Source organism: Roseomonas genomospecies 6 (assembly GCF_008365375.1).
Taxonomy (GTDB): Bacteria; Pseudomonadota; Alphaproteobacteria; order Azospirillales; family Azospirillaceae; genus Azospirillum.
Genome location: NZ_QOKW01000007.1, coordinates 91,999 through 113,484 on the forward strand (window position 1 = coordinate 91,999; position 21,486 = coordinate 113,484).

Sequence of the window (21,486 nt, forward strand, 5' to 3'; positions counted from 1 at the left end):
GGGCCCAAGGGAGCGAGGCAGGGGAATGCAGACGGTCGTCGGGCTGATGAGCGGCACCTCCATGGACGGGATCGACGCGGCGCTGGTCCGCACCGATGGCGAATGCCGGGTGGAGCCTCTGGCCTTCGTCACCATCCCCTATGAGGACGGCTTCCGCGCCGCGCTGCGCTCCTGCCTGGGCGGCAAGGGGCCGGTGGAGGCGGTGGAACGGGCGCTGACCGACGCCCACGCCGACGCGGTGCGCCGCCTGCTGGCCGAGGCCGGGGCGGAGGCCGCCGCGGTGGACCTGATCGGCTTCCACGGCCAGACGATCTTCCACGACCCGGCGCGGCGCCGCACCTGGCAGATCGGCGACGGCGCGCGGCTGGCGCGGGCGACCGGCATCGCCGTGGTCAACGATTTCCGCACGGCGGACGTGGCGGCGGGCGGGCAGGGCGCCCCGCTGGTGCCGCTGTTCCACCGCGCGCTGGCCGACGCCCTGCCGCGGCCTCTGGCCGTGCTGAACATCGGCGGGGTCGCCAACGTCACCTGGATCGGGGAAGGCGTGGACGACGTGATCGCCTGCGACACCGGGCCGGGCAACGCGCTGGTGGACGATTGGGTGCTGTCCGGCCAGGGAGCGCGCTACGATTCCGGCGGTTCGCTGGCGGGGCGGGGCGCGGTGGACGAGGATGTCTTGGCGTCGCTGCTCGCCCATCCCTACTTCGACCTTCCGGCGCCGAAGTCGCTGGACCGCGACGCCTTCGACCCGGCGCCCGTCCGCGGGCTGTCGGTGGAGGACGGGGCGGCGACCCTGACCGCCTTCACCGCCGCGTCGGTCGCCCGCATCGTCCCGCATCTGCCGCAAGCGCCGCTGCGCTGGCTCGTCTGCGGCGGCGGGCGGCACAACGCGACGCTGATGGTGATGCTGGCCGACCGGCTGGGCGTTCCCGTCGATCCGGTGGAGGCGGTGGGCTGGAACGGCGACGCGCTGGAGGCCGAGGCCTTCGCCTATCTGGCGGTGCGCAGCCGCAAGGGCCTGCCGCTCAGCCTTCCGGCCACCACCGGCGTGCCCCAGCCGATGACCGGCGGGCGCTTCCACCCGGTGGGGTGAAACAGGGCGCCTACGGGCGCGTGCGGGTGTTGTCGGTGCAGTTGTCGGCGTGCCGGCACCAGTTCCCCAGGCCGCTGGCGATCTGTGCGTTGGTGCAACCGGACAGCAGAGCCGCTACGACACCGGCGACGGCGGCGAGGCGGAGGATCGTCACGCTGTTCACTCCGCCACTCATTCCGCCACGGCGGCGACGGGGTTGCCCATCGCGCGGTCCAGATAGTCGTCCACCTGCACCGCCAGATCGTCGCTGCGGTTGGCGAAGAAATGGTTGGCGCCCGGCACCACGCGGTGGTCGATCCGGATGTCCTTCTGGTGCGACAGCTTGGTGACCAGCTTGTTCACCGCCGCCCCCGGAACCAGCTCGTCCTTGTCGCCGTGGATGATCAGGCCGGAGGAGGGGCAGGGCGCCAGGAAAGAGAAGTCGAACAGGTTGGCCGGCGGAGAAACCGACACGAAGGCGTCGATCTCCGGGCGGCGCATCAGAAGCTGCATGCCGATCCAGGCCCCGAAGGACACCCCGGCGACCCAGCAGACCGGGGCGTTGGGGTTGTAGGTCTGGAGCCAGTCCAGAGCCGCCGCCGCGTCGGCCAGTTCCCCCTCGCCCTTGTCGTAGGCGCCCTGGCTGCGGCCCACCCCGCGGAAGTTGAAGCGCAGGGCCGAATAGCCGCGCTTCGTGAAGGACTGGAACAGGGTGAAGACCACCTTGTTGTTCATGGTCCCGTTGTGGTGCGGGTGCGGATGCAGAAGCAGAGCCACCGGCGCGTTCGGGATGGTGCCGTGGGTGTAGCGACCTTCCAGCCGACCGGCCGGACCATTGATCATCACTTCAGGCATGGGAACGGCGATCCTGACGCGAATATAAGGTGATCCGAACCACCGGAAGGCCGGAGATCGGGCGCCATGGCAAGCGGACGTGGTTGCCCATGGACAGGCATGGATTTTTCGCACACAATTCTTGACCGTTTTGCTTGGTCATCATATATGCGTCGATGCGTCCTTCAAGGGCAACCCGCGCGACCGGCGAGGCACGGGTCGAGGTGTCTTGCGAAAGATCACCTCTTCCGGCAAGAGGGCGGACTATACCACGGCGGGTGTTCCGGTGTTCAAGCATCTTCGCGAAGAGATCGACGGTATCATGGCCCGCGACCCCGCCGCGCGGTCGCGGGCGGAGGTCGCCCTGTGCTATCCGGGCTTCCACGCCATCGTCATGCACCGCGTCGCGCATTACTGCTGGGATCGCGGCTGGCACCTCGTGGCGCGGGTCGTGTCGCAGATCGCCCGCGCGCTGACCGGCATCGAGATCCATCCGGGCGCGACCATCGGGCGCCGCTTCTTCATCGACCACGGCATGGGCGTCGTCATCGGCGAAACCGCCGAAATCGGTGACGATGTGATGCTGTATCATGGGGTTACGCTGGGCGGCACCTCGCTGAACCAGGGCAAGCGCCACCCCACGCTGGAAAGCGGCGTGATCGTCGGCGCGGGCGCCAAGGTGTTGGGCGCCATCACCATCGGGCGCGGCGCCCGCGTCGGCGCGAACGCCGTGGTGGTGGCGGACGTGGCGCCGGGAATCGCCGTGGTCGGCATCCCGGCCAAGGCCGTGGTGACGCGCGACCGCGCCGAGGCGCAAAAATTCATGCCCTACGGCACGCCCTGCGGCGACATCCCCGACCCGGTGGCGCGCGCTCTGAATGGGCTGCTCGATCAGGTGTCCACCCTGCGCCGACGGGTGGAAGAGCTGGAATCGGAACGCGGCGGCGCCCATAATTCGTCTGTATACGAAACGAACGGCGTTCCCAACGGGAGCGCCCGGCACGACAATGGAGTGCGCGAGCCGGTGTCCACCGAAGGCGGGCCGGCCGCGTCCTGTTGACCAAACACAAACACGAGGCTTGGCGCCGATCCGCTGGACGGTCGGGCCGGGGTGAAGGAAGGGTAAGGAGGGTAAAATGAGACTCAGCACCAAGGGACGCTATGCCGTCATGGCCATGGTCGATCTTGCTGCCACCAGCCAGGGGAGCCCCGTCGCCCTTGCCGACATCGCGGACCGGCAGGAGATTTCGCTCTCCTACCTGGAGCAGCTCTTCGCCAAGCTGCGCAAGGGTGGCCTCGTGAAGAGCGTGCGCGGTCCCGGCGGTGGTTATCTGCTGGCCCATCCGGCGGACGCGACCCGCGTGTCCGACATCATCCTGGCGGTGGACGAGCCGATCCGCACGACCCGCTGCGCCAACGGCACGCCGCAGGGCTGCCGCACCAACCGGTCGCGCTGCCTGACTCACGACCTGTGGGAGGAGCTGGGCAACCAGATCCACATGTATCTCAGCTCGGTCACCGTGGCCGACGTGGTGGAGCGCCGGATCATCGGCACCAGCAGCCTGACCATCCGCGGCCCGCAGCCGGCGGACGAGGGCGCGGCGGTCGCGGCGGAGTAAGGGACCCGCGCCCGACCTCGATGACCCGCGTCTACCTCGACCACAACGCTTCGGCGCCGCTGAAGCCGGCGGTGAAGGCGGCGATGATCCAGGCGATGGATCTCGCCGGCAACCCGTCGTCGGTGCACGGCTTCGGCCGCGCGGTCCGCCGCGCGGTGGAGGAGGCGCGCGCCCAGGTCGCCGCCCTGGCCGGCGCGCGGCCCGCCCAGGCCGTCTTCACCGGCAGCGGGACGGAAGCCAACAATCTGGCGCTGCGTGGCTTTCCGGGACGGCGCGTCGTCACCTCCGCCATCGAGCATGATTCGGTGCTGGAGGCGGTGCCTGGAGCAGCGCGCTGTCCTGGCCGCATCCCGGTGGACCGTAACGGCGTCGTGGACCTCGCCGCGCTCGACCGCCTGCTGGCCGACGGAGACGGCCCGGCGCTGGTCTCCCTGATGCTCGCCAACAACGAGACGGGCGTCATCCAGCCGGTCGCCGAGGCCGCCCGGATCGCGCACGCCCACGGTGCGCTGCTCCATTGCGACGCCGTGCAGGCGGCGGGACGGCTGCCCCTGAACCTGAAAGAATTGGGTGCGGATCTGCTGACCCTGTCGGCCCACAAGATCGGCGGCCCGGCGGGCGTGGGCGCCCTGATCCTGGCCGATGGGCTGGAGGTGGAGGCGCTGGTCCGTGGCGGCGGGCAGGAGAAGCGCCGCCGCGCCGGGACCGAGAACGTCGTCGGCATCGCCGGTTTCGGCGCCGCCGCCCGCCTCGCCCGCGAGGAGCTTCCCGACACCGCCCGCCTGACCGCCCTGCGCGACGAGCTGGAGGCGCTGGCGCTCGCCGCCGTTCCCGGCGCTCGGGTCATGGGGGCCGGAGCGCCGCGGGTCGGCAACACCAGCAACCTGCTGCTGCCCGGCGTGGCGGGGGAGACCCAGGTGATGGCGCTGGACCTCGCCGGGGTGGCGGTCAGCGCCGGTTCGGCCTGCTCCAGCGGCAAGGTGAAGCCGTCCCACGTCCTGGCGGCGATGGGCGAGGACCATAGCGACGCCGCCTGCGCGATCCGCGTCAGCCTGGGCTGGGACAGCGGCCGGGAGGCGGTGGAACGCTTCGCCGCCGCCTACGCCGCCATGGCCGGGCGGCTGGCGCGTGCGCCTGCGGCGTAACGGCCCTCCATGACCGCCCGCTTCGTCCGCGGACCTTGCGGGGTTGCGCGGCGCCCCGCTTCTGGGTATCACCCGGCCCATCGCACGGCGATCCGCCGGTCCCGTGGCCTTCCTGTGCAGCGCTTCAACGGACGGCAAAGATGACGACATCCGATTCCGGTCCGCCGCAATTTCCCAAAGGGGGGCCTCCCAAGGGAATCGCCGGGGCCATCGACGGCGATCTGGAGCCCTGCTGGCTGTGCGGCCGTTCGGTCGCCGCGCGTGCGATGTTCTGCCATTCCTGCGGGGCGGTGCAGGCGCCGCGCCCGCTCGACCATTTCACCCGGCTGGGCCTGGAGCGCCGCTTCGACATCGAACCGGAGGCGCTGGCCCGCCAGCACGCCGGTTTCTCCCGCGCCATGGACCCGGAGCGCTTCGCCGCCCGCGGCGCCCGCCAGCAGGCCAACGCCCGCGCCCAGGCCGATGCGCTGACCGAGGCTTATGAGACGTTGCGCGATCCGGTGCGCCGCGCCCGCTATCTGCTGGAGCTGCTGAACGCCCCCGCCGCGTCCATGTCCGCGGATGAGGACGAGGAGGTGGCGGCGCTCGCCCAGCGCCTGGATGCCGCTCCGGACGTGGCGGCGGTGGACCGGCTGGCCCACGATCTCGGTCAGCGTGTGGAAAGCTGCATCAAGTATCTTGCCATTGCCTTCCGCAACGGGCAGACCGACAACGCCGCGCGCATCCTCGCGCGGCTGGAGCGGTTGGAGGCGCTGGCGGCCGAATCCCGGACGCGGCGCGCTGGTCTCGCTCCGAAGAGTCCATGATCATAACCACGGCCACACCGACGCCTTTGTTCAGGAGAGCACCCCAATGCCCAAGATGACCTTCATCGAGCCGAACGGCACCCGCCGCGAGGTGGACGCCCCGCTCGGCCTGTCCGTGCTTGAGGTCGCGCACAAGAACGGCCTGGACCTGGAAGGCGCCTGCGAGGGCTCGCTCGCCTGCTCGACCTGCCACGTCATCGTGGAGCCGGAGTGGTTCGACGTGCTGAACGAGGCGTCGGAGGACGAGGAGGACATGCTCGACCTCGCCTTCGGCCTCACCAAGACCTCGCGCCTGGGCTGCCAGATCATCATCAGCGAGGAACTGGACGGCCTGACCGTGCGCCTGCCCGGCGGCAGCAACAACGCCATGCGCTGACCCCCGCCGCGGCGCCTCCAGGGGTGGCCGCGGCCCGCATCCACCACCGGGAGACCGGCGCGCCACCCCGCCCGCGGGGACGGCGGCCCGGTTCCCCGGTGGTGAATTTTTTTGGAACCAGCCCATATAGGGCGTCATGAATTCCCTCGGCATTTCCAAGCGTCCCCAGGACACCCGCGTGGTCGTCGCCATGTCCGGCGGCGTCGATTCCTCCGTCACCGCCGCGGTGTTGCGGGAGGAGGGCTACGACGTGGTCGGCATCACGCTCCAGCTCTACGACCACGGCATCGCCCTGCAGAAGCCGGGCGCCTGCTGCGCCGGGCAGGACATCTACGACGCCCGCCAGGTGGCCGACCGCATCGGCATCCCGCACTATGTGCTGGATTACGAGGGCAAGTTCTCCCAGGACGTGATCGACGACTTCGCCGACACCTACCTGCGCGGCGAGACTCCGATCCCCTGCGTGCGCTGCAACCAGCGGGTCAAGTTCCGCGACCTTCTGAACACCGCCCGCGACCTCGGCGCCGACGCGCTGGCGACCGGCCACTACGTGCGCCGCGTCCAGGGGGCGGGCGGGGCGGAGCTTCACCGTGCCATCGATCCGGGCCGCGACCAGAGCTATTTCCTGTTCGCCACGACGCGGGAGCAGTTGGAGTTCCTGCGCTTTCCGCTGGGCGGCCTGACGAAGCCGGAAACCCGCACGCTGGCGGAGAAGCACGGTCTGGAGGTGGCGGCCAAGCCGGACAGCCAGGACATCTGCTTCGTCCCCAACGGCTCCTACGCCGACGTGGTGGCGAAGCTGCGCCCCGGCTCCGTCGAGCCCGGCGACATCGTCCATGTGGACGGGCGCGTCCTGGGCCGCCACCGCGGCGTGGTCCACTACACGGTGGGCCAGCGCAAGGGTCTGGGAATCGGCGGCATCCGGGGCGAGGAGGAGCCGCTGTTCGTCGTCCGCCTGGAGCCCGGCCAGCGCCGCGTCGTCGTCGGCCCCCGCCGCGAGCTGGCGCGCAGCGTGGTGACGATCCGCGAGGTCAACTGGCTCGGCCCCGATCTCGCCCCCGGCGAGGGGCTGGAGGTGGAAGTGAAGCTTCGCTCCGCCCAGCCGCCGGCCCCGGCGGTGTGGCGCCCGGGTCCGGAAGGCACCGCGCAGGCCGAACTGCACGAGCCGCAATACGGCGTGGCCCCCGGCCAAGCCTGCGTCGTCTACCAGGGCGACCGGGTGCTGGGCGGCGGCTGGATCGCCGGCACGGGAGCCTGACGAAAACTTCGCAGAAAAGTGAAATTTCAGCGTTGACACCCCGATCCCGCTGGAATACATAAGCGGCCCCGGCACGAACCGCGGCGGCCAACACCGAAACGGACCGCGCCGGACCATGATGGTAAGCCACGATGGCAGCGTAGCTCAGTGGTAGAGCAGGGGAATCATAATCCCTTGGTCGGGGGTTCAAATCCCTCCGCTGCTACCATCATTGCAGTCCTCCCGACTGCACTGGAAGCCCCGCACAGGATAACCTGCGCGGGGCTTATCAGTTTTTCGATCAGCCCGAACGCCTTGACTTGGGTCTGGCCCCGCCGCTCCTCGGGATGCACATCGACGCGGGCGATCAGAGCCCGGACGGCATTCATCGCTTCCTGACGAGCGTCGTCGTTCACGAAGGCGTCCTCGCCCAGCCGGGCGATCTGCTTGTCGGGAACGGCCGTGACGATGCCTCCCGGCGGCGTTCCGGTGGTCACCAGGACGTCACCGAGGCGGAGCAGAGCCTTTTGGCCACCTTGCCGGCGTTGCTCTCGACCTCGTAGAGCCGATGGAGCCAGCCGCCACGCCGTCTTGCCGTCGATGGCGATCACCTCGGCGGGGGCGTCGGTCAGGGCGGCGACCCAGGCCACGAAGCAGCGCTGGAAGTGCTCGGCGTCCAGCGTGGCGAAGATGTCGCCCAGTTGGTCATGCGACGGAGTTCCGTGGGCAAAGGCCCGGAACCGGCGCAGAAACGCCAACTTTCTCGTCCCAAAGCGGGCGACTGTGTCGATGCCCAGGCGCCGCATCGATTCAGAACTCCGACCCGCTGTCACGCACTCCTCCACCCGATTGCCCCGTTCCCCCGGCCAACCCCCTTAGGCAGTCCCCGTTGCTTTCGCGCGGGGCATCTGTTAAGCCGCGCCGTGCCTCACGGACGCGAGAACTCATGGCCTTCCCCTTGTCACAGCGCGACTCCGCACGGGGAATTCCCGATGCGGTTCTGGCGGGTCTGGCCGGCGTGACGGCGGCGGCGCTCGGCCCGCTGGCGGCCATGGCGCCGCGCGGGCTGCCGGTTTGGGCCATTTTGATCGCTCTGATCGCGCTGGCCGGGTTGACCCGCCGCGGCGCCCTGGGACGGTTGCAACGGGCGATGCCCGGCACGGCGGTGGTCCTGGCCTTCCTGGCGCTGGCTTCCCTGTCCATCCTGTGGAGCCCGTCGCCGCGTGCCGGCCTGACGGTGGTGGAAATCGGCTACATCGGTCTCGGCGCGCTGGCGGGCGGAGCGTGGCTGTCCTCCCTGCCGGGGGTGGAGGCGCGGCGGCTGACCGGCCTGTTCCTTTTTGGGATCTTTGCGGGCGTCCTGCTGTTTGCGGTGGAAGCGGCGCTGGATTTTCCGCTGCACCGTTGGTGGAACCACGTCCCCGCGGGCGTGGAGATCGCCGAGAGCAACGTGCCGAAGCGCACCGCGGTGCTTCTCTGCCTGCTGGTCTGGCCGGCGGCCATGGCGCTCGACCGGGCCGGGCGGCGCGGGGCGGCGTTTCTGCTTCCGGCGATCTTCGCGGCGGCCTGCCTTCTGCTGACCAGCCGGTCGGCCATGCTGGGGGTGGCCGCCGGCGGCGCGGCCTTCGCGCTGGCCCTCCGGTCGCCGCGGCTGGTCCGCGGGGCCTTGGCGGCGGTCCTGACCGTCGCCTTCGTCTTCGTCCTGCCGCTGGTGCTGCTGTTCGACCGTGTGCTGAACCTGGACGGGGCCGATTGGCTGTTTCCGTCGGCCCGGCACCGGGTGGAGATTTGGGGCATGGCCGCCGACCGCGCGCTGGAAACGCCTTTTGTCGGGCAAGGCATCGACGCCTCCCGCGCGCTGGACCCGGAAAGGGCGGTGTCCCGCTTCGGTACGTTGACCGACAGTCTGCTGCCGCTGCACCCCCACAACGCCTTTCTGCAAATCTGGCTGGAACTGGGCGCCTTGGGGGCGGCGCTGGCGCTGGCGGCGGCGCTGCTGCTCCTGCTCGGCACGGGGCGGTTCGAGCGGCGGCTGCAACCCTTCGCGCTGGCGCTCTTCGCCTCCGGCCTCGCCATGGCGAGCACGGCCTACGGCATCTGGCAGGCGTGGTGGATGGGCGGGATGCTGGCCGCCGGGCTGATGCTGCGGCTGGCCGCCCGCACCCCGGCGGGTGGCGAATGACGGTGGCGAGCGGCAATGGGAGCGGCCCCGAGAGCGGCCCCGAGAGCGGCAGCAGGGCGCGCCGCCGCGTCCTGGTCATCAAGCTGGGAGCCTTCGGCGACTTCTTCCTGGCCCAGACCGCCTTCTCGGCGATCCGGCGGCACCACGGCGGCGACCATCTGGCGCTGCTGACCCTGCCGTCCCTGGCCCCGCTCGCCCGCCTCAGCGGCCTGTTCGACGAGGTTCTGGAGGACCCGCGCGAGCGGTCCATCGGCGCTTACATGCGCATCCGCCGGCTGCTGCGCGCCGGACGCTTCGACCGGGTCTACGACCTCCAGGCGCAGCGGCGCACCGACCGCTATTGGTGGCTGCTCGCTCCCGGCCCCTGGCCGGAATGGTCGGGAACGGCCTGGGGCGCCTCGCATCGCGACCATTATCCGGGCCGCCGCAAGGTGCCGGTGATCGAACGCTACACCCGGCAACTGGCCCCTTTCGGCATCGTGCCGGACGCGGTGCCGGACCTGTCCTGGCTCGACGCCGACACCAGCGGATTCGGCATCCCGGCGCCCTACGCTCTGCTCATCCCCGGTTCCTCCCCCGGACGGCCCGACAAGCGCTGGCCGTTGGAGCGCTACGGCGAGCTGGCGCGGGCGCTGGCCGCGCGCGGGATCACGCCGGTGGTGCTGGGAACGGCCATCGAGGCGGAGCTTGCGCAGGCCCTCGCCGCCGCCTGTCCGCAGGCGGTGGACCTGACCAGCCGGACCAGCGTGCCGCAGATCGCCGGGCTGGCCCGCCGGGCCTGGGCGACGGTGGGCAACGACACCGGTCCGACCCATCTGGTCGCCGCCATCGGCTGCCCGACCCTGGGGCTGTACTGTGACGCCTCCGTCCCCATCCACGCCAACGGGCCGCGCATGGTCATCCACCACCGGCCCGTTTTCGCGGACATGGATGTGGCGGGCGTGCTCGCGGCCATGGACGATCTGACCCGCCAACGCCCGAACGACTGACCCGCTCAGCCCGAGCGGGCCGGTGGGGACCGGAGCCGGGCCAACGCCCAGCCGGCGGCATCGCGCACCACCTCGCTCAGGTCGTCCAGCAGGCGTTCGGCCACCTGCTCGGCCACCGCGACGTGGCGGGCGTCGCCGCTGTTGCCCAAGGCCACCAGCACGTTGCGCACGAAGCGGTCACGCCCGATCCGCTTGATGGGGGAGCCGCTGAAGACCTGCCGGAAACCCGCGTCGTCCAACTGCGCCAGATCGGCCAGACGCGGCGCCGTCAGCTCCGCCCGCGGCAGGAAGGCCGCCTCGCGGGAGCGTTGGGCGAACTTGTTCCAGGGGCAGGCGGCCAGGCAATCGTCGCAGCCGTAGATGCGGTTGCCCATCAGCGGGCGCAGGTCTTCGGGGATCGGCCCCTTGTGCTCGATGGTCAGGTAGGAGATGCAGCGCCGCGCGTCCAACTGGTTGGGGGCCGGAAAGGCGGCGGTGGGGCAGGCGTCCAGACAGCGGCGGCACTGGCCGCAGCGGTCCACCCCCGGCGGGTCGGGCGGAAGCTCCAGCGTCGTGTAGACCTCCCCCAGGAACAGCCAGGAGCCGTGGGTGCGCGACACGAGGTTGGTGTGCTTGCCCTGCCAGCCCAGCCCGGCCTTCTCGGCCAGCGGCTTTTCCATCACCGGGGCGGTGTCCACGAAGACCTTCAGCTCCGCCTTGAAGCGGTGGGCCATCCATTGGCCCAGCGTCTTCAGCCGGCCCTTGATGAGGTCGTGGTAATCGCGGTTCCGCGCGTAGACCGACACGATTCCCCGGTCGGGATGCGCCAGCAGGGCGCGCGGGTCCTCCGCCGGGGCGTAGCTGGTGCCGAGCGCGATGACGGTGCGCGCCTCCGGCCACAGGGACTGGGGATGGACGCGGCGGTCGGCCTTGTCCTCCATCCAGCCCATGTCGCCGTGCCGCCCCTGGCGCAGGAACTCGGCCAACCGCTCCTTGGCCTCCTCGCCCAGCTCCGCCCGCGCGAAACCGACCGCGTCGAAGCCCAGCGACAGGGCGCGGTCGCGGATCGCTTCACGGATGGAGGTGTCTTGGTCGGGCATGGTGGTGTTTTGACCGTGTGGGAGGCGGAAGCGCCCCTCTCCCGTCCCGGGAGAGGGAAGGGACCCGCGCACCACGCGGGAAGGGTGAGGGTGCCTCCGGGGATCAGCGCCCCGATCCTTGCGCGACCCTCACCCGGCCGCTTCGCGGCCACCCTCTCCCGGGACGGGAGAGGGGGCAGAGTGAATGAGGATCAGCCGCGGCCACGGTAGGTCTGGACGTCCTGCGGCGGAATCCACACGCCCTTCGGCGGCTCGCCGGTGGCGTAGAACACGTCGATGGGGATGCCACCGCGCGGGTACCAATAGCCGCCGATGCGCAGCCACACCGGCTTCAGCTCCTCCACCAGACGCTTGCCGATGCCGACCGTGCAGGCCTCGTGGAAGGCGCCGTGGTTGCGGAAGCTGGTCAGGAACAGCTTGAGCGACTTCGACTCCACCAGCCAGTCGCCGGGCACATAGTCGATGACCAGATGGGCGAAATCCGGCTGGCCGGTGATCGGGCAGAGCGAGGTGAATTCCGGCGCGGTGAAGCGCACGACGTAGCTCTCACCGGGGTTCGGGTTCGGCACGCGCTCCAGCACCGCCTCTTCCGGCGTCTTCGGCTGGACCGTGGCGCCGCCGAGCTGCGTCAGGCCGGAATAGATGCTCTCAGACATCGATCGATTCCTTTTTCGCGGGCTTTGCCGGCTTGGCCGGCTTCACCTTCAGGGCGGCCAGAGGGTCCTCGGTCGCCGGGACGTCGCCTTCGTTCAGGCGGGCCTCCAGCGCGCCCGCGACCTCTTCGAAGCGGCCCTCCTCGATGGCCTGCCGAAGCTCGGCCATCAGGTCCTGGTAGTAATGCAGGTTGTGCCAGGTCAGCAGCATCGGCCCCAGCATCTCGCCCGCCTTGAACAGGTGATGCAGATAGGCGCGGCTGTGGTTCCGGCAAGCCGGGCAGCCGCATTCCTCGTCGAGCGGGCGCTCGTCGTGGGCGTGGCGGGCGTTGCGGATGTTGATGGTGCCGCGCCTCACGAAGGCCTGACCCGTGCGGCCCGAGCGGGTGGGCATCACGCAGTCGAACATGTCCACGCCGCGCCGCACCGCCCCGATCAGGTCGCTGGGACGGCCCACGCCCATCAGGTAGCGCGGGCGATCCTTGACCATCAGCGGCTCGGTGAAGTCGAGCACGGTGAACATCGTCTCCTGGCCTTCGCCGACGGCCAGCCCGCCGATGGCGTAGCCGTCGAAGCCGACGTCGGTCAGGGCCGCCACGCTCTCCGCCCGCAGGTCCGCGTAGACACCGCCCTGCACGATGCCGAACAGGCCGTAGCCGGGCCGCTCGACGAAGGCGTCCTTGCTGCGCTTCGCCCAGCGCATCGACAGGCGCATGGAACTTGCCGCCTGGGCCTCCGTCGCCGGGAAGGGGGTGCACTCGTCCAGGCACATGGTGATGTTGCTGTCCAGCAGATGCTGGATCTGGATGGAGCGTTCCGGCGTCAGGTGGTGCTTGCTGCCGTCGAGGTGGGATTTGAAGGTCACCCCCTCCTCGGTCATGGTGCGCAGGTCCGACAGGGACATGACCTGGAAGCCGCCGCTGTCCGTCAGGATCGGCTTGTCCCAGTTCATGAAGCGGTGCAGCCCGCCCAACTGGCCGACGCGCTCCGCCGTGGGGCGCAGCATCAGATGGTAGGTGTTGCCGAGCAGGATTTCCGCGCCGGTGGATTTCACCGCGTCGCTGGTCATCGCCTTGACCGTGGCGGCGGTGCCCACGGGCATGAAGGCCGGCGTGTTGATGACGCCGTGCGCGGTGGACACCCGCCCGCGCCGGGCGCGCCCGTCGGTCTTCAGAAGCTCGAACCCGATCCCGGTCATCACACCCTCCGGAGCAGCGACGCATCGCCGTAGCTGAAGAAACGGTAGCCCTGGCCGATGGCGTGCGCGTAGGCCGCCTTCATCCGGTCCATGCCCGCGAAGGCGCAGACCAGCATGAACAGGGTGGAGCGGGGCAGGTGGAAGTTGGTCACCAGAAGGTCCACGATCTTGAAGCGGTAGCCGGGGGTGATGAAGATGTCGGTGTCGCCGCTGAAGGGCCGGATCGTTCCGTCCTCCAGCCCCGCCGTCTCCAGGATGCGCAGCGCCGTGGTGCCGACCGACACGATCCGCCCGCCCGCGGCGCGGGTGGCGTTGATGGCCTCCGCCGTCTCCGCGGAGACTTCGCCCCACTCGCTGTGCATCCGGTGGTCGGCGATATCGTCCACCTTGACCGGCAGGAAGGTCCCGGCCCCGACATGAAGCGTCACCGGCACGCGGCGGATGCCGCGCGCGTCGAGCGCCGCCAGAAGCTCCGGCGTGAAGTGCAGCCCGGCGGTGGGGGCGGCCACGGCGCCCTCGCGCGCGGCGAAGACGGTCTGGTAGTCCGCCGCGTCCTGCTCGTCCGCCGCGCGCCGGATGTAGGGGGGCAGGGGCATCCGGCCATGGCGGTGCAGCGCCTCCATCAGCGCCGCCCCGCCCTTGGAGAAGCGCAGCCGCACCTCCATGCCGTCCTTGGCGACGACCTCCGCGGCGAAATCGTCCGCGATGGCGATCACGTCGCCGGGCTTCAGCCGTTTGCCGGGGCGGGCGAAGGTCGCCCATTCCCGCTCGCCCTCGCGCTTGTGGAGGGTGATCTCCACCCGCACCTCGCCGCGCCGGCCATCGAGGCGGGCGGGGATGACGCGGGTGTCGTTCACGACCATCAGGTCGCCCGGCTCCAGCAGGGCGGGCAGGTCGCGCACGATGCGGTCGTGCAGACGCTCCGCCACGTCCAGCAGACGGGCGGCGTCACGCGGCTTGGCCGGATGCTCGGCGATGCGGTCCGGCGGAAGGTCGAAGTCGAAATCGGCGGTCTTCATGGGAGCCGCTCGTATAGACCAAAGCGGTGGGACGGGGGAAGCATTACGAGTCGGCACTTATTCGGGCAGGGGGAGGCCCTGGGCGGTCAGGGAGGCGGTCTGGCGGGCGTGCAGGGCGTCCACGTCGAAGCCCTGGATCATCTCCTGGAACAGCCGGTACCAGTTCACCTCGGCCTGGAGACGCAGGAAGACGGAGCCCAGACCGATGGCCGCGCGGTCCATGAAGACGAACTCCCGCGGCACCTCCACCCCGCCGACGCGGCGCAACTCGGCATGGACCTTGGCGGCGGTCTCGCGGCCATAGTGGCCGGAGTTGGTCTCCTCGATGCGGCGGCTGCGGTCGTCCATGATCGGGGCGTAGACGAAGCGCGCCCAGATGTTCAGGACGTCCACCAGATCCTTGGACGGGTTGGCGAAGCCCCAGGTGCGGTAGGCCTCCACCGCCTTGTCCTGGTTGCCGTTCTTCAGCGCGTCGTAGAGGTCGATCACGCCCTTCACGAAGCGGGCCGGGAAGACGCGGACGCAGCCGAAATCCAGCAGGTTGATGGAGCGGTCGGGCCGCACCGTGTAGTTCCCCAGATGCGGGTCGCCGTGGATGATCCCGTAGCCGTAGAAGGGCACGTACCAGGCACGGAACATGTTCATCGCCAGCTCGTCGCGTGCGTCCGGGTGGTCCTTCACGAAGTCGAGGATCTTGCGCCCCTCCACCCATTCCAGCGTCAGCAGGCGTCGGGTGGACAGCTCCGGCACCACCGCCGGAACATGGACGCCGGAGGTGTCGGCCAGCATGGCGCGGTAGAGGCGGGCGTGCTTGGCCTCGCGCTCGTAATCCAGCTCCTCGCGCAGGCGAGCGCCGATTTCGGCCTGGATTTGTTTGGTGGAGATCGCGCTGTCGGTGCGTTCGAAGATGGCGAAGATCAGGCCCAACTGGCGCAGGTCCGCCTCCACGGCGGAGGCCATGTCCGGGTACTGGAGCTTGCAGGCGAGATCCCGCCCGTCCGGCCCCACGGCCCGGTGCACCTGCCCCAGCGAGGCGGCGGCGGCGGCGTTATGCTCGAAATGCTTGAAGCGCTTGTGCCAGTTGGGACCGAGTTCGCTGGCCATGCGGCGTTTCACGAAGGGCCAGCCCATGGACGGCGCGTCGGCCTGAAGCTGCGACAGTTCCTGCACATACTCGCGGGGCAGGGCGTCGGGGATGGTGGACAGCAGTTGCGCCACCTTCATCAACGGCCCCTTCAGCCCGCCCAGAGCGGCGCGCAATTCGGCGGCGTGGCGATCCCGCTCCAGGGGGATGCCCAGCACCCGTTCTCCGGCGAAACGGGCCGCAAGGCCCCCCACGGCGGTTCCAACCCGCGCATACCGCGCGATCCGGCCGCCAAGCCTGTTCTCATCCGTGTTCGGCATGCCGAATAGGTGGGTGCGGCGAGGCCGAAAGGCGAGTCCCACGCTGGACGGAACCGGAGCGTGCCGGCGCCGTCACCCGCCCGGTGCGATGTTCTGGTTCACGCAGAACAGGTTGCCGGGATCGTACGCCGCCTTCAGCGCCCGCAGGCGTTCGTAGTTCGGCCCATAGGCGGCCTGGACGCGCTGTTCGTCGTCGGTCACGAAGTTCACGTAGACGCCGCCCGTCGCGTAGCGGGCGGTCCGGTCGGAAACGCCGCGCGCCCATTGGATGCAGGCGCTGTCCTCCGGCGGGGTGTTCCAGCGCGCGTGGACGTTCATCACGAACACGGCGTCGCGGTGCGGGTAGGCGGTGGCGTCCGCCGGCACGCGGTTGGCCGCGGCACCGAGCAGGCCGACGAAAATCTCGCAGTGGTCGGAGGGCAGCCTCCCGGCCTCCTCGACCAGCAGGTCGATCAGCCCGTTCTCCAGCCCGGTGAAGTTCTGCGATTTCCAGTAGTTGCGCGCCCCCGGCACCAGAAGCGGGTCGAAGGCCGCCTGCCACGCCGCGTAGGGCATGAGGCCGACATGCTCCCCGACGGGCGTGCCCAGCGACAGAACGGGCTCCAGAGCCTTACGGGCCGCCGCCTCGTCGCCGCCGGCATGGAAGACCGGCATCACCACCACCGTCTTGCCGTGCACGTCCGGCGGCAGGAAGGGCAGGGGCGGGGCCTTGCGCAGGACGACCCAGGCGGTGGCCTCGTCCGGCAGGGCCGCCGTGGCGTCGCGGTAGCGGCGCATCAGGTCGCCGGCTCCCTCGAAGGGATGGACGACCAGCCCGGCAAAGACCATCGGCCCCACCGGATGAAGGCGGAAGGTGAAGGAGGTGACGATGCCGAAATTGCCGCCGCCGCCGCGGATGGCCCAGAACAGGTCGGCGTTCTCGTCGGCGCTTGCCCGCAGGAACTGGCCGTCGGCGGTGACCACGTCGGCGGACAGCAGATTGTCCACCGTCAGCCCATGCTTGCGCGTCAGCCAGCCGAAGCCGCCGCCCAGCGTCAGCCCGGCGATACCCGTGGTGGAGTTGATCCCGACCGGCACGGCCAGCCCGAAGGCTTGGGTTTCCCGGTCCAGGTCGCCCAACGTGGCGCCGGGTGCCACCCGCGCGGTGCGGCTGACCGGATCGACGTGGACGAAGCGCAGGGCGCCGAGGTCGATCAGCAGTCCGCCGTCGCACAGGGAGTTTCCCGCGATGTTGTGACCACCGCCACGCACGGAGACCAGCAACCCGCTCTCCCGCGCGAAGCGCACCGCCTGCATGACGTCGGCGGCCCCGGCGCAGCGGACGATCAGGCCGGGCCGGCGGTCGATCATGGCGTTCCAGATCGTCCGGGCCTCCTCGTAGCCCGCCGTCTGCGGGGTCAGCAGCGGGCCGCGCATCCGGGCCGCAAGATCGTCGATGGCCTGTTGGGAAAGGATCGTCTCCCGCCGGTCGGCGGTGCGGAGCGTGACGTCACCCATCGGGCACCTCCCCGTCAAAGCAGCAACTTTCGCGAATAAATTCGCTGCGAAAGGGCAACAACGATAAAGCGCTGCCCCAGCGCAGGCCATTCGGGAAAGGGCTTCCGCCGGTGTTCTTCCGGACGGGGACACTCCTCAATTCGGTGTCCGTGCGGCTTTGTCGGGGGAAAGCGGCGGGTCAGCCGCCCTGGCTGCGAATCCAGGCGGCGGTGGCGCTGTCCATGGTGTTCTTGTGGTTGATGAACCACTCCGGCACCACCTCGGTCAGATAACCGCGGACCAGCGCGAGGTTGCCAGCGGCCATGCGCTTTGCGATGCCCTCCAGCTCCAGCCGGACGCGGTTGTGCTCGTGCACATGGATGGGCGTCGGCGGGAAGCCGTACTGGTGCATCAGCTCCTCCTCGCGGGCCAGATGGTCGCGGAGGTGCTGGGCGAAGGCGTTGAAATGGGCGGGCAGGTCGGCGTCCGGCGCCTGGGCGGCTTCGGCCAGAAGCTCGATGGTTTCCTTGTGGTCGGCGTCGATGATGGCATTGCCGACTTCCAGGGACTCGTCCCAGGCGGGGATGGAGAGGGTGGGCATGGGTGGCCTCCGAAGGGATCGTTGGAGGCCACCATACCCATCCATGGCGTAAGGACTCTTGACGTCCGTCAAGAAATTCCCGTCAGCTCTGCTTTTCCAGTTCGTCGACGAAGCCGCGGATGACGTTCAGGCCCTTCTGCCAGAAGGCGGGGTCGCTGGCGTCCAGCCCGAAGGGGGCCAGAAGCTCCTGATGGCGCAGCGTGCCGCCCGCCGACAGCATCGCCAGATACTTCTCCGCGAACCCCTTCTCCGACTCCTGATAGACCGCGTAGAGCGAGTTCACGAGGCAGTCGCCGAAGGCGTAGGCGTAGACGTAGAAGGGCGAGTGGATGAAGTGCGGGATGTAGGACCAGTAGTTCCGGTAGCCCTCGTCGAAGCGCAGCGCCGGGCCGAGGCTTTCGGTCTGCACCGCCATCCAGATCTCGCCCAGCCGCTCCGCCGTCAGTTCGCCCTCGCGGCGTTCGGTGTGGACGCGGCGCTCGAAGTCGAAGAAGGCGATCTGGCGGACCACCGTGTTCAGCATGTCCTCCACCTTGGAGGCCAGCATGATCTTGCGGCGCTTCGGGTCGGTCTCGCGGTCGAGCAGGGCGCGGAAGGTCAGCATCTCGCCGAACACCGACGCGGTCTCCGCCAGCGTCAGCGGCGTGTCGGACAGCAGGTGCCCCTGACCGCCGGCCAGGATCTGGTGCACGCCGTGGCCCAGCTCATGCGCCAGCGTCATCACGTCGCGCGTCTTGCCCTGGTAGTTGACCAGCAGATAGGGGTGGACGCTGGGCACCGTCGGGTGGGCGAAGGCGCCCGGCGCCTTGCCGGGGCGCACCGGCGCGTCGATCCAGGCGTTGTCGAAGAAACGCTTGCCCAGCGCCCCCAGCTCCGGCGAGAAGCGCCCGTAGGCGCCCAGCACGAGGTCGCGCGCCTCGTCCCAGCGGATGCTGCGGTCGGCGTCGTCGGGAAGCGGCGCGTTGCGGTCCCAATAGTCCAGATGGTCCTGCCCGAACCACTTGGCCTTCATCGCGTAATAACGGTGGGACAGGGCCGGGTAGGCGTCCTTCACCGCCGCGGCCAGGGCGTCCACCACCTCGTCCTCGACGCGGTTGGACAGGTTGCGGGCCGACGTCGGCGCCTTGTAGTTGCGCCACTTGTCGTCGATCTCCTTGTCCTTGGCCAGCGTGTTGGTGACCAGTGCGAACAGGCGGATGTTGTCGCCCATGACGCGGCCGATCACCGTACCGGCCTCCTTGCGGACCGCCTGGTTGCGGTCGGACAGGCGGTTCAGCGCCTCCGCGCAGGTCAGCTCCTTCCCGCCGATGGGGAAGCGCAAGCTGGCGATGGTCTCGTCGAACAGGCGGTTCCAGGCGGCGCGCCCGACCACATGCTTCTCATGGAGCAGCCGCTCCACCTCGTCGGAAAGCTGGTGCTCGCGGAACAGGCGGACGTCGCGCAGCCAGGGGGCGTAGCGGGCCAGTTCCTTCGACGCCTTCAGCTTGGCGTCCAGGACCTTGTCCTCCAGCCGGTTGATCTCCAGCGTGAAGAAGACGAGGTGGGTGGAGATGCCGTTCACCCGCTCCTGCGCCGACTGGTAGAACTTGGCGATGGCCGGGTCGGTCATGTTGCCGTTGTAGACCAGCCCGGCGTAGGACATCACCCGCGACAGCACCTCGTCGATGCGTTCATACTCGCGGATGGCGGTGGCGAAGGCGTTGCCGTCCAGCCCGGCCAGCTTGCCGGCGTAGGTGGCGTGAAAGTCCTTGGACGCGCCGTCCATCCGGTCCAGGTCGGCCTTCAGCTCGGCCGATTCCATGCCCGGATAGAGGTCGGTCAGGTCCCAGGAGGGCAGGGCGCCGAGGTCCGGGCCATCCCCGGTGGCGACCAGGGCGGTATCGGGCATGCCGGTCTGCGGACCGCCAAGGTGAATGCCAATCGGGTGCCGGGCGGCGTTGCGGGTCATCGATCCCTCCGTTCTGTGCTTGGAAGGGGATATAAGCGCCGCGCCTGTTTGGGGGAAGACCACGTCGGGAGGCGCGTCAGGTCGCCGGGCTTTCCTGCGCGCGGCGGATCGCCGCCTCCACGCATTGCAGATGCAGCTTCTTGCGGGCGAGCTGGCGGGTCCGCCGCTCCTCCAGATCGGTGGTGGGCATCGCCTCGATGGCGCAGCCGCGCCAGCCGTTGCCGTCCAGCGCGCGGGCGACCTCCGCGTAACCGAAATAGCCCTTGTCCGGCTGCTCCCACGGGGCGCGGAAATCGGCGCGGCGCAGCACGAAGCGGTTGGACTGGCTGGACCCGCCCAGATTGGTCAGCCGGGCCACGATCAGCCGCTCGCCGTTGGGGTGGACGACGGTCAGGATCGGGCGGATGCCCGTGATCGGCGGGTCGATGCTCATGGGGACATGCATAACGCCCCCGCCCCCGTTAGGCCAGAGACATGGACGGCACCGGTTGGTGGCGCCGGGAGGCGGAAACGCCGTCCCCAAATCGAAGATCATCATACGCAAGTATGCGCGGCCCCATGGCCTTTCGATATTTGCGGTTCACAAGACATGATTGCCCGTTCTTCATGGATGGCGTTGCGCTGATTTGGCTTTCAGCGAATCGAGCGACCCGGTTTCGGAAGGAGATGGCTGTGGTGTCCTTGTGCGCATACTTGAAACGGCCGGTGGCGGCGGCGCTGTTCGTCCTGTCGGGGCTGTTGCCCGCCGCTGCGGCCCCGTCCCAGGCACCGACTGCGGCCCCGCCGGTGCCGGTCGAACTGCCCGCCGGCACCTACGACGCGCGGGGCACCGCCCTGTCGGCGCTGGTCTATGTGCCGGACGCCGCGCGGGCGCGCGGCAAGGCGCCGTTGCTGGTCCTGCTGCACGGCTGCGAGCAGGACGCCTGGACCTTCTTCGAGGATTCCGGCTGGAAGGACATGGCCGACGCCCACGGCTTCGTCGCCCTGATGCCGGCGCAGAAGCACAACCTGCTGTCCATGGTGGGAACGGGGGGCTTCGGGCGCTACGGCAACCCGCTGGGCTGCTTCAACTTCGCCGACCGGCTGAACAGCCCGCTGAAGGGCTTCATCCCGCGCGAGGCGGCGGCCATCGCCTCGATGGTCGGCGCCGTCGTCTCCGGCAAGGGGCTGGGCGCCGACGGCCCGGCGGTGGACGCGGAGCGCGTCTCCGTCACCGGCCTGTCGGCGGGGGCGGGCATGGCGGCGACCCTGCTGGCCGACTATCCGCAGCTCTTCGCGGGCGGGGCGCTGTTCGCGGGCGTGCCGGCGCTGTGCGCCCAGAGCATGCAGTCCGCAGCCTCGCTCTGCGGCATTTCGGTCATGCGCTCCTGCGGCGAGGTGAAGGCGCGGTCCGGCGGCTACGACAGCCGCGAATGGGCGAAGGCGATCCAGGGCGCCCGGCACCCGGCGGGGCGCCCGCGGGTGCTGATCGTGCAGGGAACGGCGGACTGCACCGTGGACCCGCAGAACGCCCTCTACCTGACGAACCAGTGGACGGCCTTCCATGGCCTGAAGGCGGATTCCCCGGTGGTCATCGGGCAGGAGCCCTCCTGGCCCGAGCGCGCCGTGCGGCAGGGCTACGCCCCGGCGGGCGCCAACGCGCCGTGGGTGGAAACGGTTCTCCTGAAGGACGTCGGCCACGTCATGCCCATCGACACCGGCAACCCGCAGCGCCCCTGCGGGCGGGTCCGTGCGTCCGACAAGAAGACCTACATCGAGGATGTCGGGTTCTGCGGCGCGGCGCTGGCCGCCGGCTTCCTGCAACTGGAGCCCTGACCACCCGCGGGAGCAGCGGCGGGCGGGGGTAAC

22 protein-coding genes, 1 tRNA gene and 1 pseudogene are annotated in these 21,486 nt (G+C 69.9%); 12 read left to right on the forward strand and 12 right to left on the reverse strand.

Annotated elements, in window-relative coordinates:
• The first annotated feature begins 25 nt into the window (after nt 1-25).
• Complete coding sequence (locus DS843_RS11380; protein WP_149469004.1) at nt 26-1,093, forward strand: anhydro-N-acetylmuramic acid kinase; 1,068 nt, start codon at nt 26-28, stop codon at nt 1,091-1,093.
• Nucleotides 1,094-1,103: 10 nt separating this feature from the next.
• Here DS843_RS11380 and DS843_RS31155 read toward each other — a convergent pair whose 3' ends face one another.
• Together DS843_RS31155 and DS843_RS11385 are read right to left on the reverse strand one after the other, a co-directional pair.
• On the reverse strand, nt 1,104-1,247 hold the full coding sequence (locus DS843_RS31155; RefSeq protein WP_167525267.1) for a hypothetical protein: 144 nt from the start codon (nt 1,245-1,247) through the stop codon (nt 1,104-1,106).
• 17 nt (nt 1,248-1,264) lie between these two features.
• Entirely contained in the window at nt 1,265-1,927 is a 663-nt protein-coding gene (locus tag DS843_RS11385; RefSeq protein WP_149469005.1) for an alpha/beta hydrolase, read from the reverse strand.
• Nucleotides 1,928-2,192: 265 nt separating this feature from the next.
• Here DS843_RS11385 and cysE point away from each other — a divergent pair, with 265 nt between their 5' ends.
• The 8 genes from cysE (at nt 2,193) to DS843_RS11430 (ending at nt 7,652) form a co-directional block, all read left to right on the forward strand.
• Nucleotides 2,193-2,966, forward strand: a complete 774-nt coding sequence (cysE, locus tag DS843_RS11390; RefSeq protein ID WP_286192054.1) for a serine O-acetyltransferase — start codon at nt 2,193-2,195, stop codon at nt 2,964-2,966.
• A gap of 76 nt (nt 2,967-3,042) precedes the next feature.
• Complete coding sequence (locus DS843_RS11395) at nt 3,043-3,525, forward strand: Rrf2 family transcriptional regulator (RefSeq protein WP_014239836.1); 483 nt, start codon at nt 3,043-3,045, stop codon at nt 3,523-3,525.
• A 20-nt stretch (nt 3,526-3,545) separates the two neighbouring features.
• Nucleotides 3,546-4,670, forward strand: coding sequence for a cysteine desulfurase family protein (locus DS843_RS11400; protein WP_149469007.1), 1,125 nt, complete (start codon nt 3,546-3,548; stop codon nt 4,668-4,670).
• A 140-nt stretch (nt 4,671-4,810) separates the two neighbouring features.
• Nucleotides 4,811-5,476, forward strand: coding sequence for a molecular chaperone DnaJ (locus DS843_RS11405; protein WP_149469008.1), 666 nt, complete (start codon nt 4,811-4,813; stop codon nt 5,474-5,476).
• A gap of 46 nt (nt 5,477-5,522) precedes the next feature.
• Complete coding sequence (locus tag DS843_RS11410; protein ID WP_149469009.1) at nt 5,523-5,852, forward strand: ferredoxin family 2Fe-2S iron-sulfur cluster binding protein; 330 nt, start codon at nt 5,523-5,525, stop codon at nt 5,850-5,852.
• Nucleotides 5,853-5,988: 136 nt separating this feature from the next.
• Entirely contained in the window at nt 5,989-7,110 is a 1,122-nt protein-coding gene (gene mnmA / locus DS843_RS11415; protein ID WP_149469010.1) for a tRNA 2-thiouridine(34) synthase MnmA, read from the forward strand.
• A gap of 133 nt (nt 7,111-7,243) precedes the next feature.
• Nucleotides 7,244-7,318 (forward strand) — tRNA-Met (locus DS843_RS11420).
• A gap of 118 nt (nt 7,319-7,436) precedes the next feature.
• Nucleotides 7,437-7,652 carry a hypothetical protein gene (locus DS843_RS11430; RefSeq protein WP_149469011.1) on the forward strand — a complete coding sequence of 72 codons (216 nt, stop codon included), beginning with the start codon at nt 7,437-7,439 and terminating at the stop codon, nt 7,650-7,652.
• A gap of 15 nt (nt 7,653-7,667) precedes the next feature.
• Here the strand turns inward: DS843_RS11430 and DS843_RS11435 are convergent.
• A pseudogene (locus tag DS843_RS11435) lies at nt 7,668-7,895 on the reverse strand (transposase family protein); the annotation flags it as partial.
• 140 nt (nt 7,896-8,035) lie between these two features.
• On the opposite strand from DS843_RS11435, the gene DS843_RS11440 reads away from it, so the two are divergent.
• Both DS843_RS11440 and DS843_RS11445 read left to right on the forward strand, forming a co-directional pair.
• Complete coding sequence (locus tag DS843_RS11440) at nt 8,036-9,271, forward strand: O-antigen ligase family protein (protein ID WP_149469012.1); 1,236 nt, start codon at nt 8,036-8,038, stop codon at nt 9,269-9,271.
• Nucleotides 9,268-10,260: a glycosyltransferase family 9 protein gene (locus DS843_RS11445; protein WP_286192055.1), complete on the forward strand. Its 993-nt coding sequence runs from the start codon at nt 9,268-9,270 to the stop codon at nt 10,258-10,260. Before DS843_RS11440 ends, DS843_RS11445 begins: the two co-directional genes overlap by 4 nt.
• A gap of 5 nt (nt 10,261-10,265) precedes the next feature.
• On the opposite strand, the gene queG is transcribed toward DS843_RS11445, so the two are convergent.
• The 9 genes from queG to DS843_RS11490 form a co-directional block, all read right to left on the reverse strand.
• The gene (queG, locus tag DS843_RS11450; RefSeq protein ID WP_149469013.1) at nt 10,266-11,339 is read right to left on the reverse strand and encodes a tRNA epoxyqueuosine(34) reductase QueG; all 1,074 of its coding nucleotides are present in this window, start codon (nt 11,337-11,339) and stop codon (nt 10,266-10,268) included.
• 191 nt (nt 11,340-11,530) lie between these two features.
• Entirely contained in the window at nt 11,531-11,995 is a 465-nt protein-coding gene (gene queF, locus DS843_RS11455; RefSeq protein WP_149469014.1) for a preQ(1) synthase, read from the reverse strand.
• The gene (tgt, locus tag DS843_RS11460; protein ID WP_149469015.1) at nt 11,988-13,190 is read right to left on the reverse strand and encodes a tRNA guanosine(34) transglycosylase Tgt; all 1,203 of its coding nucleotides are present in this window, start codon (nt 13,188-13,190) and stop codon (nt 11,988-11,990) included. The genes queF and tgt overlap by 8 nt, the downstream gene beginning before the upstream one ends.
• Nucleotides 13,190-14,209: a tRNA preQ1(34) S-adenosylmethionine ribosyltransferase-isomerase QueA gene (gene queA / locus DS843_RS11465; RefSeq protein ID WP_149469016.1), complete on the reverse strand. Its 1,020-nt coding sequence runs from the start codon at nt 14,207-14,209 to the stop codon at nt 13,190-13,192. The genes tgt and queA overlap by 1 nt, the downstream gene beginning before the upstream one ends.
• Nucleotides 14,210-14,266: 57 nt before the next feature.
• A complete protein-coding gene (locus DS843_RS11470; RefSeq protein ID WP_149469017.1) occupies nt 14,267-15,613 on the reverse strand; it encodes an ABC1 kinase family protein in 1,347 nt (448 codons plus the stop codon).
• A 72-nt stretch (nt 15,614-15,685) separates the two neighbouring features.
• Nucleotides 15,686-17,110 (reverse strand): FAD-binding oxidoreductase, encoded by a 1,425-nt coding sequence (locus tag DS843_RS11475; RefSeq protein ID WP_149469018.1) that lies wholly within the window; start codon nt 17,108-17,110, stop codon nt 15,686-15,688.
• A gap of 178 nt (nt 17,111-17,288) precedes the next feature.
• Nucleotides 17,289-17,690: a bacteriohemerythrin gene (locus DS843_RS11480; RefSeq protein ID WP_167525268.1), complete on the reverse strand. Its 402-nt coding sequence runs from the start codon at nt 17,688-17,690 to the stop codon at nt 17,289-17,291.
• Nucleotides 17,691-17,772: 82 nt separating this feature from the next.
• Nucleotides 17,773-19,578: a M3 family oligoendopeptidase gene (locus DS843_RS11485; protein WP_149469145.1), complete on the reverse strand. Its 1,806-nt coding sequence runs from the start codon at nt 19,576-19,578 to the stop codon at nt 17,773-17,775.
• A 136-nt stretch (nt 19,579-19,714) separates the two neighbouring features.
• Nucleotides 19,715-20,071 (reverse strand): hypothetical protein, encoded by a 357-nt coding sequence (locus DS843_RS11490; RefSeq protein WP_149469020.1) that lies wholly within the window; start codon nt 20,069-20,071, stop codon nt 19,715-19,717.
• Nucleotides 20,072-20,313: 242 nt separating this feature from the next.
• Between DS843_RS11490 and DS843_RS11495 the strand changes: the two genes are divergently transcribed.
• On the forward strand, nt 20,314-21,453 hold the full coding sequence (locus DS843_RS11495) for an extracellular catalytic domain type 1 short-chain-length polyhydroxyalkanoate depolymerase (RefSeq protein ID WP_167525269.1): 1,140 nt from the start codon (nt 20,314-20,316) through the stop codon (nt 21,451-21,453).
• Nucleotides 21,454-21,486: the final 33 nt, after the last annotated feature.